The 17,284-nt window shown below is 54.3% G+C and carries 12 protein-coding genes; 4 read left to right on the forward strand and 8 right to left on the reverse strand.

Annotation, left to right across the window (positions count from 1 at the left end; translation table 11 throughout):
- Nucleotides 1–894, reverse strand: a complete 894-nt coding sequence (gene motA / locus WCK51_11935) for a flagellar motor stator protein MotA (protein MEI7577594.1) — start codon at nucleotides 892–894, stop codon at nucleotides 1–3.
- A 113-nt stretch (nucleotides 895–1,007) separates the two neighbouring features.
- On the reverse strand, nucleotides 1,008–2,087 hold the full coding sequence (locus WCK51_11940; GenBank protein MEI7577595.1) for a TlpA disulfide reductase family protein: 1,080 nt from the start codon (nucleotides 2,085–2,087) through the stop codon (nucleotides 1,008–1,010).
- 50 nt (nucleotides 2,088–2,137) lie between these two features.
- Here WCK51_11940 and mutL point away from each other — a divergent pair, with 50 nt between their 5' ends.
- The 4 genes from mutL (at nucleotide 2,138) to WCK51_11960 (ending at nucleotide 7,291) form a co-directional block, all read left to right on the forward strand.
- On the forward strand, nucleotides 2,138–3,955 hold the full coding sequence (mutL, locus tag WCK51_11945; protein MEI7577596.1) for a DNA mismatch repair endonuclease MutL: 1,818 nt from the start codon (nucleotides 2,138–2,140) through the stop codon (nucleotides 3,953–3,955).
- 93 nt (nucleotides 3,956–4,048) lie between these two features.
- Nucleotides 4,049–5,440 carry a histidine kinase gene (locus tag WCK51_11950; GenBank protein ID MEI7577597.1) on the forward strand — a complete coding sequence of 464 codons (1,392 nt, stop codon included), beginning with the start codon at nucleotides 4,049–4,051 and terminating at the stop codon, nucleotides 5,438–5,440.
- Entirely contained in the window at nucleotides 5,437–6,054 is a 618-nt protein-coding gene (locus tag WCK51_11955; protein MEI7577598.1) for a response regulator transcription factor, read from the forward strand. The genes WCK51_11950 and WCK51_11955 overlap by 4 nt, the downstream gene beginning before the upstream one ends.
- 100 nt (nucleotides 6,055–6,154) lie before the next feature.
- A complete protein-coding gene (locus tag WCK51_11960; GenBank protein ID MEI7577599.1) occupies nucleotides 6,155–7,291 on the forward strand; it encodes a serine hydrolase domain-containing protein in 1,137 nt (378 codons plus the stop codon).
- 96 nt (nucleotides 7,292–7,387) lie between these two features.
- Here the strand turns inward: WCK51_11960 and WCK51_11965 are convergent, their stop codons facing one another.
- The 6 genes from WCK51_11965 to WCK51_11990 form a co-directional block, all read right to left on the reverse strand.
- Complete coding sequence (locus tag WCK51_11965; GenBank protein MEI7577600.1) at nucleotides 7,388–8,935, reverse strand: DUF1501 domain-containing protein; 1,548 nt, start codon at nucleotides 8,933–8,935, stop codon at nucleotides 7,388–7,390.
- A 6-nt stretch (nucleotides 8,936–8,941) separates the two neighbouring features.
- Nucleotides 8,942–11,824, reverse strand: a complete 2,883-nt coding sequence (locus WCK51_11970; GenBank protein ID MEI7577601.1) for a DUF1553 domain-containing protein — start codon at nucleotides 11,822–11,824, stop codon at nucleotides 8,942–8,944.
- Nucleotides 11,825–11,883: 59 nt separating this feature from the next.
- Nucleotides 11,884–14,766 (reverse strand): PSD1 and planctomycete cytochrome C domain-containing protein, encoded by a 2,883-nt coding sequence (locus WCK51_11975; GenBank protein ID MEI7577602.1) that lies wholly within the window; start codon nucleotides 14,764–14,766, stop codon nucleotides 11,884–11,886.
- 59 nt (nucleotides 14,767–14,825) lie between these two features.
- Complete coding sequence (locus tag WCK51_11980) at nucleotides 14,826–15,323, reverse strand: DUF1579 domain-containing protein (protein MEI7577603.1); 498 nt, start codon at nucleotides 15,321–15,323, stop codon at nucleotides 14,826–14,828.
- 75 nt (nucleotides 15,324–15,398) lie between these two features.
- Nucleotides 15,399–16,118, reverse strand: a complete 720-nt coding sequence (rplA, locus tag WCK51_11985) for a 50S ribosomal protein L1 (protein MEI7577604.1) — start codon at nucleotides 16,116–16,118, stop codon at nucleotides 15,399–15,401.
- A 117-nt stretch (nucleotides 16,119–16,235) separates the two neighbouring features.
- Entirely contained in the window at nucleotides 16,236–16,808 is a 573-nt protein-coding gene (locus tag WCK51_11990) for a hypothetical protein (GenBank protein MEI7577605.1), read from the reverse strand.
- Nucleotides 16,809–17,284: the final 476 nt, after the last annotated feature.

Here is a 17,284-nt window from a genome sequence, read left to right on the forward strand (position 1 = left end):
TCATGCCGCCTTTGCTTCCTTAACTCCAGCTTCCATTTCGGCGAAGCCGGGGCGGACAGCGGGGTCGATGTTGCGGCGGGCGAACTCGACGCAGGTAATTGGAGCTTCGCCTCGGGCGAAGCTGAAGAGGGCGTGTCGCATGCAATTCATGAACATGCCTTCATCGGCGAGCCTAAGTTCCATCGCCTTCGCAAGCGGCGCCATGATGCCGTAGGCGAGAAGAATTCCAAGGAACGTTCCGACGAGAGCAGCCGCAACCGACTGACCAATTGCCGCCGCGTCGCCGCCGATCTTACCCATCGTGATGATAACGCCGAGAACCGCAGCAACGATTCCGAATCCGGGCATCGCGTCGCCAGCGGTTTGGACTGCCTGGCTGGGGAGCAAAGCGGCGTGGTGGGCGACCTCAAGGTCGAGCTCCATCATCTCGCTGAGGTCATGAGGACCGACCGAGCCGGAAAGAATGACCTTCAAGGTGTCGCAGAAGAAGTCGCTGGCATGGTGATTGTTTATGAACGCTGGATATTTGCCAAGAATTTCGGATTCAGCCGGATTCTCAATGTGTTTTTCCAATCCCAGCAGCCCCTCTTTACGAGCGACGTTGAAGAGCTGGTACATCATCTTCAACAGGTCGTTGTAAGCGTCTTTGGTGTAAGGGTTAGGCTTCAGCAAGCCCATCGTTCCGGTGATCGCGCCTTTCACGCCGGCCATTCCGTGACCTGCCATGAGCGAGCCAAAGCCCGCTCCAAAAAGGATGACAAACTCGTTCGGCTGGATGAGAACGGCGAGGTTGCCGTGGTGCATCACATAGCCAACGATAACCGCCGCCAAAACCACAACAATACCGATGATCGTAAACATAACCCGAGACTCTTCCCGGGCTAGTTGTTCCACTGGGCGGTGAGTTTGCTGGCTGGTGTTTTTGCTAGGTTACTCTGCCTTTCGCAGACACAAAAAGTGCCGAGATTGAATACAATTCTCGGCACTATTGCGGGGCTAAGTTAGCCTTACTTGAAGCTAGCGATCTGTTGATCGATGAACTTTGTGACGCTATCTCGACCGGTTTCTGGGTAATCCTTCACGGCTCCCTTTGCCTTGTCGGCCCAAGCCAGCGCGCCCTCTTTGTTGCCTGAGTTGTAGAGAACTCCGGCGTGGTAGATGTAGGCAATCGCGGCGAGGTCCGGTTTGGACATGTTCGCACACTCTTCGCTCATCTTCACGGCTTGAGCCTGATCGTCGCCCTTGAGTCCCTTGACGAGCATTCGAGCGGCTCCACACCAGTTGTAAGCGTCGACGCCGTCGACCTTTCCAACGTACGTCTTGAAGTAGTCGAACGCCATGGTTAGGTTTGAGCTTGAAGACATTTGGATGACCTGCATAACTCGGCCTCCCTTGGCTTGAGCTGGTCCGGTAGCGATGAACTTGTCGATCGCTTCCTTGTTGCCGGCTTTCATGTCAGCCATGAGCTTCTTCTGAGCTTCTTGCGCGGCTTTGGCGGCGGCAGCTTTCTTCTCGAAATCGACCTTGAATGCTTCGACGTCAAAGGTTCCGTTGACGATCTCTTCCAGCGGCTTGTCCATCGTCATGGGGTGGCCGATCCAATTGATCGCGCCGTCTTTGACGATGAAAGCGCAAGGGATTCCGTTTTGTCCGGCGGCTCGCATCCAGGTATTGGCAATCGTGTCTTTATCGTCGTCGAATGCGATGTTGTAGCGCATCTTCTCATCGTTCTTTGCGACCCAATCCTTGACGCGTGACTTGTGCTCATCGCCCGACTCCTTAGCGTCGCCTTTCTTGGCGTAATCCCAGGTGTTGACGCTAATGAAGTCAGCCTTGCCTTGGTACTTGTCGGCCATGTCGCTGAGGTGGGGCATCGACGAGATGCAAGGTCCGCACCAAGTTGCCCAAAACTCGACGACGTAGACTTTGCCGGGTTCAAAATTGGTGATGTTCTTCCCCTTGACGTAACCATCAACTGGGAATGCGGGAGCCTTGTTCCCGATAGTGAGCGGCTTGGGGTCTTCGGCAAGCGCCGTTGCTCCGACCAATACCGCAGAAATGATTGCAAGTGCGTTTCTGAGTCGCATGACACCATCTTACGCCCTTTTGCGATTTATTGGTGCCCAGTGGCGTCAAAATGTTAAGCATTAGCACTTCCCTGTCCTCCCGAATTCAGCTCTTGGACCCGACGACAATCAACCAGATCGCGGCGGGTGAGGTGGTGGAGCGTCCGGCGGCGGCGGTTAAAGAGTTGGTGGAGAATTCCCTCGATGCCGGGGCAACTCGGGTTGAAATTGAGCTTCGAGGGGCAGGGCGGGAGCTGATCCGGATCAGCGATAACGGGTGCGGGATGACTGCTGAGGAAGCTCGGATGTCGCTGCTTCGCCACGCGACATCGAAGATTCGATCCTTGGACGATCTGAATGGGGTTTTGTCGTTGGGCTTTCGTGGTGAGGCGGTGCCATCGATTGGGTCCGTTTCAAGAATGACGATTTCTTCCGCGACTGAGGATGGGATGCGGACTGTTGTTCGCGTCGAAGGAGGGGAACTCCTCTCTGACACCGCCGAGGCGGGTCCGAAAGGCACGACGTTGACTGTCGAGGACCTGTTTTACAACACTCCGGCGCGGCTCAAATTCTTGAAGTCCGACACCACGGAAGTTGGACAAATCGTCGAGGCGATCATGAAGTATTCGATCGCCTACCCGGGCGTTGCGTTTACATTGACTCACAACGATCAGAAGGTTTTGCAGACCAGCGGGAGTGGTGATCAGCTCGAGGCAATCAGCGACGTCTGGGGTCGCGATACGGCTCGGTCGCTAGTCCCGGTTGAAGCTTCTCTGGGCGCCTTGAAGCTCAGCGGCTACGTCTCACCGCCCCACATCACCAAGCCAACACGCTCGCTCCAGTACCTGTACGTCAACGGACGCCCGATGAAATCTCGAACGCTGACCGTCGCGTTGGATCAGGCTTTCCGTGACCTGACCCCAGAACGCCGGTATCCGCTGGTGGCTCTCAACATCGAAATCGACCCCGAGCAGATCGATGTCAACGTCTCGCCCACCAAAAGCGAAGTTAAGTTCCAAAAGGAGGGGATCGCTTTTGAAGCTCTTCGCGTTTGTATTCGCGAAGCCCTGCTCGCGCACGGCATGATGCCTTCGGCGGCCCAGATTGCGCTAGCGAACCAGGCTCTTCGCGAAGCCCAGGCTCCGACTTCGACTCTGAACGAAATGTCGTTCTGGGCGCAGTCGCCGCTCGGCGGTCCAGTGACCCCGATGAGCGATAACGCGGTGGTCGACCAGGCCCGGATTGAGATGCCAGCGGTTTTTGGCGCGGCGCCCGAGCTGGCGCAAGGGGCGATGCCTTACATCCGGCTGCTTGACGATCTAAGGGTTATCGGGCAGGCGATGAACACGTTTATCATCGCGGAGACTCGCCACGGGCTGATTGTAGTGGATCAGCATGTTGCCCATGAGCGCATCATTTACGAGTACCTGTGTGGTCTGAAGCGTTCGACAATCATCGAAAAGCAGCCGCTTCTGGTTCCCCAGACTCTGCACATTGACCACCGGGCGGCTCTGATGCTCTCGGAGAGATTGGACGAGATTCACTCGGTTGGGTTTGATCTGGAGCCGTTTGGCGGGGACGCCTACGTCATCCGTGCAGTTCCGGCGGCGCTGCGCTCGAAGGACCCGGTGAAGTATCTGAAGGATTTGATCGATGAGTTGGTCGAGTCCTCGGTGACTCGAAAACTGGTTCCGACCCGCGAGCAGATTTGGATCATGTCGTCGTGCAAAATGGCGGTGAAGGCGGGCGATCCGCTTAGCAACGCAGAGATGGAGAAGTTGCTCGTCGATTTGGCAACCACGGAGAATCCGTATCATTGCCCACACGGTCGGCCGATCACGGCGACGCTGACGCATGACGATTTGCTCCGTCTGTTCAAACGTATCTGACCGACGAATCGCACAGAAGTGTAGATCCGTCGATCCTCCCAGGTTAAACTTTCCCGAAGTGCGGCCTGATCCTATTCAGATGGAGAAGAAAAATTGCTAAAGAGCCACGTTCGAGTAACCATCCGAACAGTGTTGCTCTCGGTGCTCACCCTCGTCACTCTTCAGGCGGTCACAATCGGATTCACCGTCTACCAACTCCTCTATTCAGAGGAGATGCTTACGGAGTTCCAAACATCGGTTAACCGTGGAACCGACGAGGCACGAGTTTTTGTGCTCAATGGAGAGCTTCAGTCGAGAATACTGGAGAAATGGTTCTTGGCCAAAACCAGCCTCGAATCACTTAACCCCGGTGGATTGTTTGAAGAGACTGAACTGCAAACACCATTCGACATATGGCTCACTGATCCGGCCGGGAGAATCTTGCTCAAAAGTGGACCGAACGCAAACGTCAGCGCGATGCGTGACTACGAGCGACAAGCCCTGGCGGACGCCGCACAAGGTCAATTGAAGACCAAGCGAATCGACAACCGATTGGTATCATCGGCAGCCATACGAGATGGAGACAAGCTGATCGCGATCGCGTCAATCTCAAGCCCCAGACTCCTCCGGCCCTCGAACCTCATTTTGCGCGGATTAGGGGTTCTCGCCCTTCAAGGCTTTGCCATTCTTGTGCTCACCGCAGGAATCGGCTTTCTTGCGTCTGTCTCGTCTTATCGAGCCACGCGAGCAAAACTGAAACAGGTCGAGAACATCTTGGATGATTGGGGGAACGGCAATTTCTCGCAGTCGATCGACGAACACTCCTCAGAGATGTTTTCAGATATCGCGAAGCATCTCAATCAAATGTCTGCAACCCTTCAGCAAACGATCTCGCTACAAAAGCAGTTAGGCACCCAACAAGAGCGAAACAAAATGATTCTACAATTGCACGATGGGGTCAAGCAGAGGTTGTTCGCTCTCAACCTGACCATCTCGGCAATAGCCGAACAAGCCAATTCTAGTGCCTCGAAGCCAGTAGAGACGTATATCGAGAACCTCGTTGATCAAGGTCAACAGCTTCAACATGAAGTGAACAGAGTCGTCCAAGATGAGTCAGGGGATCTAACGGAATTCGTGACCGACAATGTCAACTCGGTGATTGATCGCTGGAAGCTCGTGACCAAGCTCCCCTTTGAAGTCGAGATCGATCCCGCGGCGTCGGACATTGACCGTCGATTGAGAATTCACCTCTGCTACATCTTGGAAGAAGCGATTTCGAACGTGGTCCGACACGCAGGGGCATCGAAGATCAACGTCAGCTTGCGTCGCGTTGAGGGCACTTGGAGTTTACTGGTACAGGACAACGGTCTCGGGCTTCATGGCGGTAACCCATCCGGCCTCGGCACATACACGATGAATACTCGGGCAACTTTCTTTCCCGGCGGAGTTTTTGATCTTAGCTCCAGTGAAACTGGCACTCAAGCGAGCTTGAGGTGGGACGCATGAGAATTCGTCTGATCTGCTTCGACGATCATCCCATCGTCAGAGAAGGTCTCGTCGCCTATCTCTGTCAACAACCAGAACTCCTCGTCTTAGGAGCATACGAGGGCTTCCAAGATTTCTTAAATTCGGATGTCACTCACCAAGGATTCGATGTCGCCCTGGTGGACGTTCTCAATCCGAGTAGCCCTGGTCCTCAGCTCGTTAAACAACTCATTGCGTTCAATCCTACGTGCCGCGTCATTGCCCTTTCTAGCTCCGACGACCCGATTCACAAATCGGAGATGCTGCGACGCGGCGCTTCCGAATACCTCCTGAAATCTACCACCGGGAGAACTCTTCTCAAGACCATCATCGAAACCATGGCCGCGCCACCGGTTGGCCTCCGAGAACAAGCACCCGATCTGAAGTCAATCGGCGAGAAGCTCCAGCTATCCGCGAAGGAACTCGAAGTTTTCAGCCTCATCTCAGAGGGGCTTTCCAACGCAGAAATCTCCAAGCTTCTCTTTATCAGTGAGTCGACTGTGAAGACTCATGTCTCAAACTTGCTTGCAAAAGTTGGAGTGGAATCGCGCAGTCAGCTCGTTGTTTTTGCTTGGAAAACCGGCTTTGAGCGGTGAAATCCTACTTTAGGCGGAGCTTGTCTCGTTCTTTGGTCTGAAGGATTGTCGGAGCCTCACTCGTAGTCTCTTCGGTGTGGATAGCCACATCGGAACAACTATGAACTCTCAATACCTTCTCATCAAGACCACCGTAGCTCTGCTTTTGGGCGCGGTGGCGATGGGCTGCGGTGGCATTGACACCGCTGGCCATCCTACTACCAATGATGCGCGACTAGCAAGCGCAACAAGTGATCTCATTTCTAAATACAAACTCCCCGCGATGGCCGGTGCCGTAGTTACACCCACTTCCATCCGCGTGGGTGTCTCCGGCGTACAGAAGGTCGGCGGGAGCCTTCGCGTCTCCACCGATTCCCTGTGGCACCTAGGCTCGAACGCAAAGGCTCTCAACAGTGCCCTCGTCGCCAAGCTTGTTGAGCGAGGAACCATCAAGTGGTCAACGACGCTGGGATCGGTGTTTCCGGAGCTGAGCTCGACCGCCCGACCCCAAACTCTTGCCCTCACCGTTGAGCAGCTACTCCTCATGAGGGCTGGCCTCCCTGCACTTCAGGTTCAGACCGAAATTCTGCTCGTACCGAAGTTTCAGGGCAGTGAACGACAGCAAAGATTCGAATTCGTCAAATGGGCGACACAACAGGCTCCCGAAGCTAACCCAGGGGAGTTCCTCTACTCTAACTCGAACAACCCGGTTGTGGCTGCGATGTTGGAAAAGGTCACCGGTGAAGACTGGTTCAAGCTGCTCAAAAGAGAAATCCTCGCTCCGATGGGGATGAACAACGTGGTGTACGGCTGGCCAGCCCAAAGTGGGAGCGATCAGCCTTGGGGGCACCTGTATGAAACAACTGCTGGAATCCACGTCCCGCTCAACCCCGATATTCCAGAGAACCAGTTGCCTGCCTATCTGGTTCCATCGGGTGGACTGAGCATGACCGCAACCGACTACGCTCGCTTCCTCCAAGAGTCGCTGAACGGGCTGAAGGGCAAGAATGGAGTTCTGCTCGCATCAAGCGTCCAGAGGATTTTCTCACCAAGTCTGGGCGGTACCTATGCGATGGGATGGGAAGCGGTGGAGTTCGAAGGGCGACGAGTCTACAGCTTTACTGGCTCTCTAGAACTGTTCAACTCACAAGCGGCAATCGACCCAACTAACTCAAGAGCTGCCCTGTGTTTCACCAACGGAGGTGCTTCCGAGCCTGTCTTCAACGCTATCCTTGAGGGCACTCAGACCTTCAATTAGACTGGTGTGGTCGCCTCCACTTTTCTAAAGTGGAGGCGATGACGGCTACTAGCTCGTAAATTGACCAAGCAAGGGGCCTTCAGGGGCATTCGCTAACTACTTCAGGACTTCTTTCACCACGTGCCCATGCACGTCCGTCAGTCGGAAGTCGCGCCCCTGATACCGATAGGTCAGCTTCGTGTGGTCGATGCCCATCTGGTGCATGATCGTAGCGTTCATGTCGTGGATGTGCATGGTGCCGGGGGTGTAGGTGTCTAGGCTTGGGTTAAGGGGCTTGCCGTCGTTGTCGACGATGTTGTAGCCATAGTCATCGGTGCGACCGAAGACGATTCCAGGCTGGACTCCGCCGCCCGCCATCCAACGGGTGAAGCTGCGGGGGTGGTGGTCGCGGCCATAGTTGGTCCTCGAAAGCTGACCTTGTGAGTAAACCGTTCGGCCAAATTCGCCACCCCAGATGACGAGGGTGTCATCGAGCATTCCGAGCCGTTTGAGGTCTTTGACGAGTGCCGCCGAGGCTTGGTCAACGTCTTTGCACTGAATCGGGAGCTGGTTGGCAAGGTCGCCGTGTTGATCCCAGCCACGGTGGAAGATCTGAATAAACCGAACTCCGCGCTGCGCCATGCGTCGAGCGAGGAGGCAGTTCGCCGCAAACGTCCCCGGAATCTTCGCGTCTTCGCCGTAAAGGTCAAAGACTTCCTGCGGCTCCGACTTGGTGTCCATCAACTCCGGAACGCTGGTCTGCATCCGGTACGCCATCTCGTACTGCTCGATGCGAGCGACGATTTCAGGGTCGCCGAAGTCGTCGTGCTGCATGGTGTTGAGCTTGGAGATGTCATCTAACATGTTTCTGCGCGTCGTGCGATCCATGCCATTGGGATCCTTCAGATACAAAACCGGATCTCCTGCAGAACGCATGCTGACCCCCTGGTGCTGCCCTGGCAAGAATCCAGTTCCCCAAAGGCGAGTGTATAGAGCCTGATCTGCGTCGCCGCGAGTCACTTTAGAGTGGAGAACGACATAGGTCGGCAGGTCGCGGTTGAGCGAGCCTAGACCGTAGCTCACCCATGCGCCGAAGCTTGGACGACCCGGCAACTGACTTCCCGTTTGGATATAGGTCACCGCAGGATCGTGGTTGATCGCCTCGGTCCACATTGACTTTACGACGCAAAGTTCCTTGGCAATGCTTCCCGCATGCGGCAACAACTCGCTGACCCAAAGGCCGTCCTGATTGTTGTCGTATTTCTTGAACTTGAACTTTGATGGAGCAAGTGGGAACCGCGCTTGACCGCTGCTCATCGTCGTCAACCGTTGCCCATTTCGAATCGTCTCCGGTAAGTCCTTGTCATACTCCGCCTCAAGAGTCGGCTTGTAGTCAAACAGATCGAGCTGGCTCGGCCCGCCGTTCATAAACAGCATGATGACCGTCTTCGCCTTTGGCGCGAAATGTGGCATTCCTGGGAGCCCTGGCATAGCTTTGCCCATCGGCACCTTCTGCGCCATCGCTTCGCTAGCGGCAAGAAAGCCGCCCACAAGGCCGCCTGACCTGAGGAGGGTGTGCAGGGCGGCGGAACCGACGCCCATGGCCGAACGACCAAACAGCTCGCGTCGGGTCATCAGGAGTTCTGCTTCGCGTAAAGGATTCATGGCTATCTAGTGTTGGGTCAAAAATTCGTCAAGGTTGAAAAGGGTCGAGGCAATAAGGCTCCAAGCAGCTTGATCGACAAAGTCCTGCTTTCGATCAATCGGAGCGAGACCGACTTGGATCACACCCGCGGCGTCTTGGGGGCGTTCTGAAAACATCTTCTGATAGCGCTTCAAGCTTGCGAGGAGAATTGTTCGTTCTCGTTCGCTCGGCTTACGACTCAGGGCGGTTCGGAACGCAAAGTCCAATCGGCTTTCGTCGGTCGGCTTGGTTGTCAAAATCCGCTCGCCAAACTTGCGCGCCGCCTCAAAGAAGGCTGGTTCATTCATGGTGGTGAGAGCTTGCAGAGGAGTGTTAGTAATCGATCGACGCACCGAACAGGCTTCGCGAGTAGGCGCATCGAAGGTACTCATCACCGGATGAGGCGAGGTTCGTTTCCAGAACAGATACAGCGTCCTTCTGTAGATTGATGGGTCGACGTCCTGGACATAATCCTTCGTGTTCGAAGCCGACTGTGCAACTTCCTCCCAAAGTCCGGCTGGCTGGTAAGGCTTGAATCCGTGGCCATACTGGCGGTTCAGAAGAAGTCCGCTTGCTTGCAGCACTCGATCTCGGAGGACTTCAGCATCGAGCCTAAACTTAGGACCTCGGCAGACCAACCGGTTCTCCGGATCTTTCTGAAGCTTCTCAGCAGTAACTGCAGATGATTGTCGAAACGCCGCACTCGTGACGATCATCCGATGGAGCTTCTTGAGGCTGAACCCATCCTTACGGAACTTAATCGCCAAGTAGTCGAGAAGCTCAGGTTGAGATGGCCACTCGCCTTGATTGCCGAAGTCTTCTGCGGTCTTCACGATTCCTGTGCCGAAGTGCTGGAGCCAAATTCTGTTGACCAAAACCCTCGTCGTCAATGGGTTCCTCTCATCGATCAACCACTGCGCTAACCCAAGCCGGTTCGCTTGCGACAATTTTGTTTCAAATACTGCCGGAAGCTTCCGCTCCACCGGCTCTTTGCGGCGGTCGTATTCGCCACGATCGAGAACAAAAGCCGGCCGAGGCTTCAACATTTCTTCAGCAATGAGCGTTTGAGGAATCGCCTTTTCCGTAAGAATCTTCTCAGCGATGAGCTTGCGGTATTCATCGCAAGCCTTTGTTTCAGGACCGTATTGAAGAAACGCTTGAACGACTTTAACCGGCTCGGTCCCTTTGAGCGCCGCACCAATACGGTTCACAGCTTCACTACCCATCGTTACCATCAGTCCGTCCGGTCCGCTTCCGTTGGCAACCTTGATGAGCAGCTCATTCTCACCTTTGCGGAGCTGTGCCTTGACTGCATCAACGCCTTGGGTGATCCCTCGCGAAACAAAATTGCTATGAACTAACTTGCCGTTCACCCAAACTCGAACTCCGTCGTCGCTAGAAACTCCAAACTCGAAAAGCTGCTCTCGATCCGAAACTAACTTTGTCCGGAAGTAGGCATTTGCCTGGTCTGCGTTGATCGCTTGAACAGCCACACCCGAGGTGATCTTGATCGGCCTCCAATGATCTAGTTTTTCGTCGCTATTAAACGCCTCTTCGAAAGAGCCTCGCTTGAACGGCCCGCAAATCTCCCAGTCCGCAGTTGTCACCAGCGGAGGCGCGTTTGTCTCAAGCCACGTTCTTGCTTCTGCTGCATCGATGCTTTGCTCCAGCTGGGTCATCCGCGACTGAACCTTCGTTAACGTCGCCTCCTGTGCGGGAGTTGGATCGGCAATAACAGGCGGAGGCAGAAGATCGTTGCCGTCGAACGGGGAGTCCTTCGTTGAGTTGAAGAACGCGTACATCCCGTAATAATCTTTTTGTGAAATCGGATCGTATTTGTGATCGTGACACTTAGCGCAACCTACGCTTAATCCAAGAAAGACTGTCGAGGTTGTATCCACCCGGTCAAACGTATTGCGGACCAAGACTTCTTCTTCGATCGATCCGCCTTCGTTCGTCGTGGGATTCATGCGGATGTAGCCCGTCGCGACTTTCATTTCCCGCGTCGGGTTTGGCAACATGTCGCCCGCGAGTTGCCAGAGAGTGAATTTATCGAACGGCAGATCTTTGTTAAAGGCGTTGACGACCCAATCCCGATAAGGATAGATGCTGCGCTCGTTATCCAGGTGGAGTCCGTGAGTATCTCCATACCGAACCGCGTCTAGCCAATACCGAGCCTCATGCTCCCCATAGCGCTGGCTGGCGAGCATCCTGTCAACCGCTCTCTCATAAGAATCAGGAGCAGAGTCCGCAAGATAAACATTGAGCTCATCAGTTGTCGGATCCAATCCGGTCAGCGCTAGCGAAGCTCGTCGGAGCAGCGTTGCGCGGTCCGCCTCGGGAGCCGGTGTCAGACCCTTTTCTTCCAACTTTGCGAGGACGAATCGATCGATCTCATTACGAACCCACTTCGAGTTCTTGACGGTGGGCAGTTCCGAGACCTTCGGCGGAACAAGCGCCCAGTGCTTTTCATACTTTCCACCCTGGTTGATCCACTCCGACAAAACCTTTACTTGCGCGGCCGTGAGCCTGGGCAGGCCGGAATCCGGCGGAGGCATCTGAGCTGACTTCTCCGTAGACATTGCCCGTTTGATCAGCAATGACTCTTTGGCCTCTCCCGGAAGAATCGCAAACTCACCGTCACGATCCTTTTTCGCATCTTTCTCGTCGCTCAGCCGGAGATTGCCCTTTACAAACTTCGCATCAGGCCCGTGACACTTAAAGCAGTTTTCACTCAGAATCGGCCGAACGTCTTTATTGAAATCAATTCGTTTCGCACCCTTTGCGGCCCTCTGTGCTGGCGCGAAAACCACACCTGCTGCAAGTAAGGTCAGCGAGAGAACCGGGACAAAAAACCGAATACTGTTCATTGGGCGTTTCAGTTCTAGCTTAGCGAATTCTGCGGCATACTGAGTGGATTTCTCCAATGTTAGTGTTGAGAAAGGAATTCATCCAAGTTGAACAGTGTTGAGGCCACCAGGCTCCACGCCGCCTGGTCCACAAAGTCTTGCTTCCGATCAACAGGAGCCAGACCAACCTGGATCACCCCAGCGGCGTCTTGCGGCCGCTCCGAGAACATCTTCTGATACCGCCGCAAGCTTCCCATCAAAATAGATTTCTCTTTCACCGATGGTTTTCGACTCAACGCTGTGCGGAAGGCGTAATCAAGTCGGCTCTCGTCAGTAGATTTTGTAGCAACAATCCGTTCTCCGAACTTCCGAGCTGCTTCAAAGAAGGCAGGTTCGTTCATCGTCGTCAACGCCTGCAACGGGGTGTTCGTGATGGATCGCCGAACCACACAAGCTTCTCGTGTCGGGGCATCAAAAGTGCTCATCACTGGGTGCGGAGAGGTTCGCTTCCAGAACAAGTACAGCGTTCGGCGATAGATTCCTGCGTCTGTGTCCTGTGTGTAGCGGGCCGTATTTGAGCCAGGAAATGCCACGTCTTCCCACAGCCCGGCGGGCTGGTAGGGTTTGAAACCGTGACCACCCTGGCGCTGGACGAGGAGCCCACTTGCTTGTAGGACTTGGTCGCGCAGAACTTCGGCGTCTAGTCGGAACCTTGGCCCGCGGCTGACCAGGCGGTTTTCGGGGTCTTTTTGAAGCTTTTCTGGGCTGACTTGAGAAGACTGCCGGAATGCGGCACTCGTCAGGAGCAACTTGTGAAGTTTTTTGAGACTGAAGCCGTCCTTTCGGAACTTGATTGCCAGATAGTCCAGCAGCTCAGGATTAGAGGGCCAGTCTCCTTGGTTGCCAAAGTCTTCGGCGGTTTTCACAATGCCAGTCCCGAAGTGCTGTTGCCAGATTCGGTTGACAAAGACCCGGGTAGTAAGTGGATTCTTTTCGTCAATGAGCCATTTGGCGAGGCCAAGGCGATTGGGCTCCGGAAGTTTAGTTTCAAACACCGCTGGAAGCGTTCGTGAGACTTGTTCCTTTCGCTGATCGTACTCGCCTCGATTCAACAAGTAGGCAGGTCGGGGTTTGGGCATCTCTTCTGCGATCAGCGTCCGAGGAACTTGGGCTTCTATCTTGGCTTTTTCGGCTACCGTGGCCCGGTACTGCTTCGAGACGGTGGTCTCTGGTCCGTAGACGAGGTACGCCCGTACAATTTCTTCTGGCTTATCTGACTTGAGCGCGGCGGCAAGTTTGGCCTGAGCTTCACTGCCGATGTCAAATCGGATTCCATCGGCTCCACCACCGTTCACGATCTTGATAACTAGTTGGTTTGCACCCTTTTTGAGTCGAACTTTAACTTGGTCAGTCGCTTGATCGACTCCACGCAAGGCTGGATTGCTGTGGACCTGGGCACCATTCAGCCAGATTTTGACTCCATCGTCGCTTCCTATGGCAATGTCAGCTTCTTGTTCAGTTTCGGCGGTCAGGGTCGTCCGGTGGTAGGCATTTCCGATGTTTACCTTGACCGTGCTAATCGACTTTCCGAGTTCAAGCTTGAGGGGCTTCCAGTCGGTTGGCTTATCGTCGAACTCGAACGCTTCGTTAAAGTTTTTGTGGGGAAATGGTCCTGCGATTTCCCAGCTACCGACGGCTACGACCGGAGGCGAACTGGTTTCGATCCATCGCTTGGCAGCGTCTGCATTTGTGGCCCTTTCCAGATCCACAAGGCGGTTGGTGGCTTGGTTGATCGCCGCTTCCTGTTCTGGGGTTGGGTCAGCGATGACGGGTGGTGGGACCAGGTCATTGCTGTCTAATGGAGCATCCTTCGTCGAATTGAAAAATGCGAACAGGCCATAGTAGTCCTTCTGGCTGATGGGGTCGTACTTGTGGTCGTGGCACTTTGCGCAACCGACAGTCAGCCCAAGGAACACGGTAGACGTTGTATCAACTCGGTCGAAAGTGTTTTTGACCAAGAACTCCTCCTCAATCGCTCCGCCTTCTGCGGTCGTTGGGTTCATGCGCACGTAGCCTGTGGCAACTTTCATCTCGCGGGTTGGGTTCGGGAGCATGTCTCCGGCGAGTTGCCAGAGGGTGAACTTATCAAAACTCAGGTCTTTATTGAAAGCATTAACGACCCAGTCCCGATAGGGATAGACGCTGCGCTCATTGTCGAGGTGAAGACCGTGGGTGTCGCCGTACCGAACGGCGTCGAGCCAGTACCTAGCTTGATTCTCACCGTAACGCTGACTGGCCAAGAGGCGATCAACCGCCCTTTCGTAGGCATCGGCCTGGGTGTCGTTCAGGAAACGATTGAGTTCATCGGTGGTTGGGGGAAGCCCAGTGAGAGTTAGAGAAGCTCTGCGGAGCAGAGTAGCCCGGTCGGCTTCGGGAGCGGGCTTGAGACCCTTTTCTTCCAGCTTTGCAAGAACAAACCTATCAATATCGTTCCGCACCCACATCTGGTTCTTGACGGTCGGGAGTTCGGTTGGCTTTGGCGGGACAAGTGCCCAGTGCTTCTCGTACTTGCCTCCTTGGTCGATCCAGTCCGACAAAAGTTTGATCTTCTCTGCGGTTAGCCTTGGGAGACCAGAATCTGGAGGCGGCATCTGGGCAAACTTCTCTTTGCTCAGTGCCCGCTTGATTATCAAAGATTCCTTGGCATTTCCCGGCAGAATCGCAAATTCGCCGTCTCGATCCTTCTTGGCGTCCGTCTCGTCGCTCAACCGAAGACCTCCTTTCACAAACTTCGCATCGGGGCCGTGGCATTTAAAGCAGTTCTCGCTCAGAATATGTCGAATATCCCGATTGAAGTCGATTTTCTTGACCGCTTTCCCCGTTTTTTGGGCGGGCGAAAGCACGACCCCTGCGCCGAGCAGGGCCACGGACAAAACTGGCAGAACAAATCGAGCACTCTTCATCGGGTGGTTCGTTTCTAGCATAGCGAATATCGCCCGATTTTGAGTCTGTTTTCAGAAGATTAACTGACTCTGGTGTAGTAGTTCACCATATAGGTCACCCAGTTCCCGTCCTTGTCTTGTCCGGTCGAGGTGTGCGTACGATGATTCTCATCAACCAGCTGGATGATATCGCGATAGAAAGCACTCGGGGCGTCGCCCATGATGTCCGGACCTTCGCAGTTCATGGTCAGAATTTTGCCATCTTCGCTGAGTTCGCAGTCGTACTGCCACAGGTGCGATGAAACATTGGCGATCCAGAAAGCTTTGTACTGCTTGTCGGAAACGTCGTAGCCCACGCCCATTCGAGTGATCATCGAATTCCCGTCAGGAAAGGTGATTTCGCCATCACCAAGTGCCCACAAATCGCCAAGCATTGTGAAGATTTCTCGCCCCTTACCTCGAGGTGCGTCCCCTCCGTGATCAAATTCGGTTTCGGTCGTCCATTCGCCGACGAGGTTCTGGAGCCACGCATGTTCGGGCGCGGCCATTGTTGGTCCAGAGTTTTCTTGTTCGCTCATTCCAGCTATCATATCATTCCAAACAAAAAATGGCTCCCCTTTCGGAGAGCCACTTTCTGTATTTGTTTACTAGACTTAACCAGCGAGCTTGGAAGCAAGCGTGGTGTCCAGAGCAATTCCGGGGCCCATGGTTGCGCTGAGGGTGAGCGACTTGATGTACTTACCCTTGGAGCTGGCCGGCTTCGCTCGAAGGACGGCACCGAAGCCAGCCTTGAAGTTCTCCATCAACTGCTCGTCGGTGAAACTGACCTTGCCGAGGCACATGTGAACAACGCCGGCTTTGTCGGTTCGGTACTCAACGCGGGTTGCCGCCTTGATTTCCTTAACGGCGGTTGCGATGTTGTTGGTGACGGTTCCGTTTCGCTTGTTCGGAGTCTTGGGTCCGAGAGCTCGGCCGATCTTACCGATCTGTGGAGCCATGTCTTCGGTGGCAAGAATCACGTCGAAATCCTTGAATCCGCCCTGAATCTTTGCGATCAGGTCGTCTGCGCCAACCACGTCTGCGCCAGCCTTCTCGGCTTCGTTAGCGGCGTCTCCCTTAGCAAGGACGGCGACGGTTCGCTTCTTACCAGTTCCGTGAGGAAGCTGGGTAAGGCCTCGGACGTTCTGGTCGCTCTTTCGAGGATCCACGCCAAGGACGATTGCCATATCGACGGACTCGACAAACTTCGCGTTAGCGGTCTTCTTGACCTGAGCGAGGGCTTCTTCGACAGTGACCAAGGTCTCCTTGTCGACGGTAGCGGCGATGGCCACGAAACGTGGCGAGTGCAGGTTCTTTTTAACGTTCTTTCGCAAGATGTTCACCTCGTGGTTCAGGCGGCCTTACGGCCTCCCACGTTTTGAAGCCTATATTGTACCTCGGGCACTGAAAGAGAGGTTTAACCATTCTCAAACGGGTGGGGAATTGATCCACTAAGCGATCCGTTTGAGCCACGACTGTATCGGTACTGGGCTGAAATGGTAAGTTGCTTGTCCAACGACAATGACAGACTTTTCGTTCATTATCGGAAACATCTGATAAGCTTCGCTTTCAATAGTTGCGCGACGAAGAAAGTGATCGAGGAAGTCTGGAACAGGAATCTCTAGCGTAGTTTCGATGATCGGACTGTCGAATACGTTGATTTTGAATAGTGGAAACTCGGAAGTGGGCGAATGGCAGTCCATTTCGACTTTTGCACTTGTCCCAAACTCAGAAGAAGCCCAGTCGACACTTTTCGGTTCACTGAGTGCATCGATCCAGGCGACCATTTTATCATATCCTTCTAGCAACTGGCTTGTAAGCCCATTGGCTCTGTCTCGCGAACCTGATTTCGCGGCGAGCTGAAAGAGTGCTAAGCGAAAGTTTGATTCCAAACACATTTGCTGCCCCGAATTTTCGGCAATCTCTGACTCCCTTAGTAGCCCCTCCAAAGCGAGAAGTGCGGTGTCGGCATCGCCGAGCGTCATCTCTGAAACAAGCTTTTGTGCTTCACCGAACGCTGACATATGATCATGTTACTGCTTCGCGCAGGGAAAGTCACACCACACACATCCAGAACCGACTCTACATAACTCGCCGTCCGCTTCTTCAAAGACGCCGCCAGCCCTTCTTATCCTTCCCCCGAAGTTGGAAGCTCGCCAACAACAATGAGACCAGAGCGAGGAACATATCGTTTTGAATCCCTCAGTGTCATGTGGCCCTCCGTCCAAATTCTTCCACAGCCTGTCTGCGGCACTCCCGACTCTCCACACCAAACTTCCAACTACCTGGTTGACTTTTGCCCCGAAACGTTGACTATTAACTGGTGAATACACTTGGAGTGCGCGAAGCAATTCGCGCTTTCGCTTGCTCTACCGACCACTCGCCGCACAATGCCCTCAGCCACGAGCCTATTCATATGGAACAAGACCGCGAACATGCCTCGTTCCCGTCTACCCAACCCTACCCAACTTTATCTAGAAAATCAGAACCCGTTGAACCT

The sequence above is a fragment of the Armatimonadota bacterium genome, assembly GCA_037138755.1.
GTDB lineage: Bacteria > Armatimonadota > Fimbriimonadia > Fimbriimonadales > Fimbriimonadaceae > Fimbriimonas.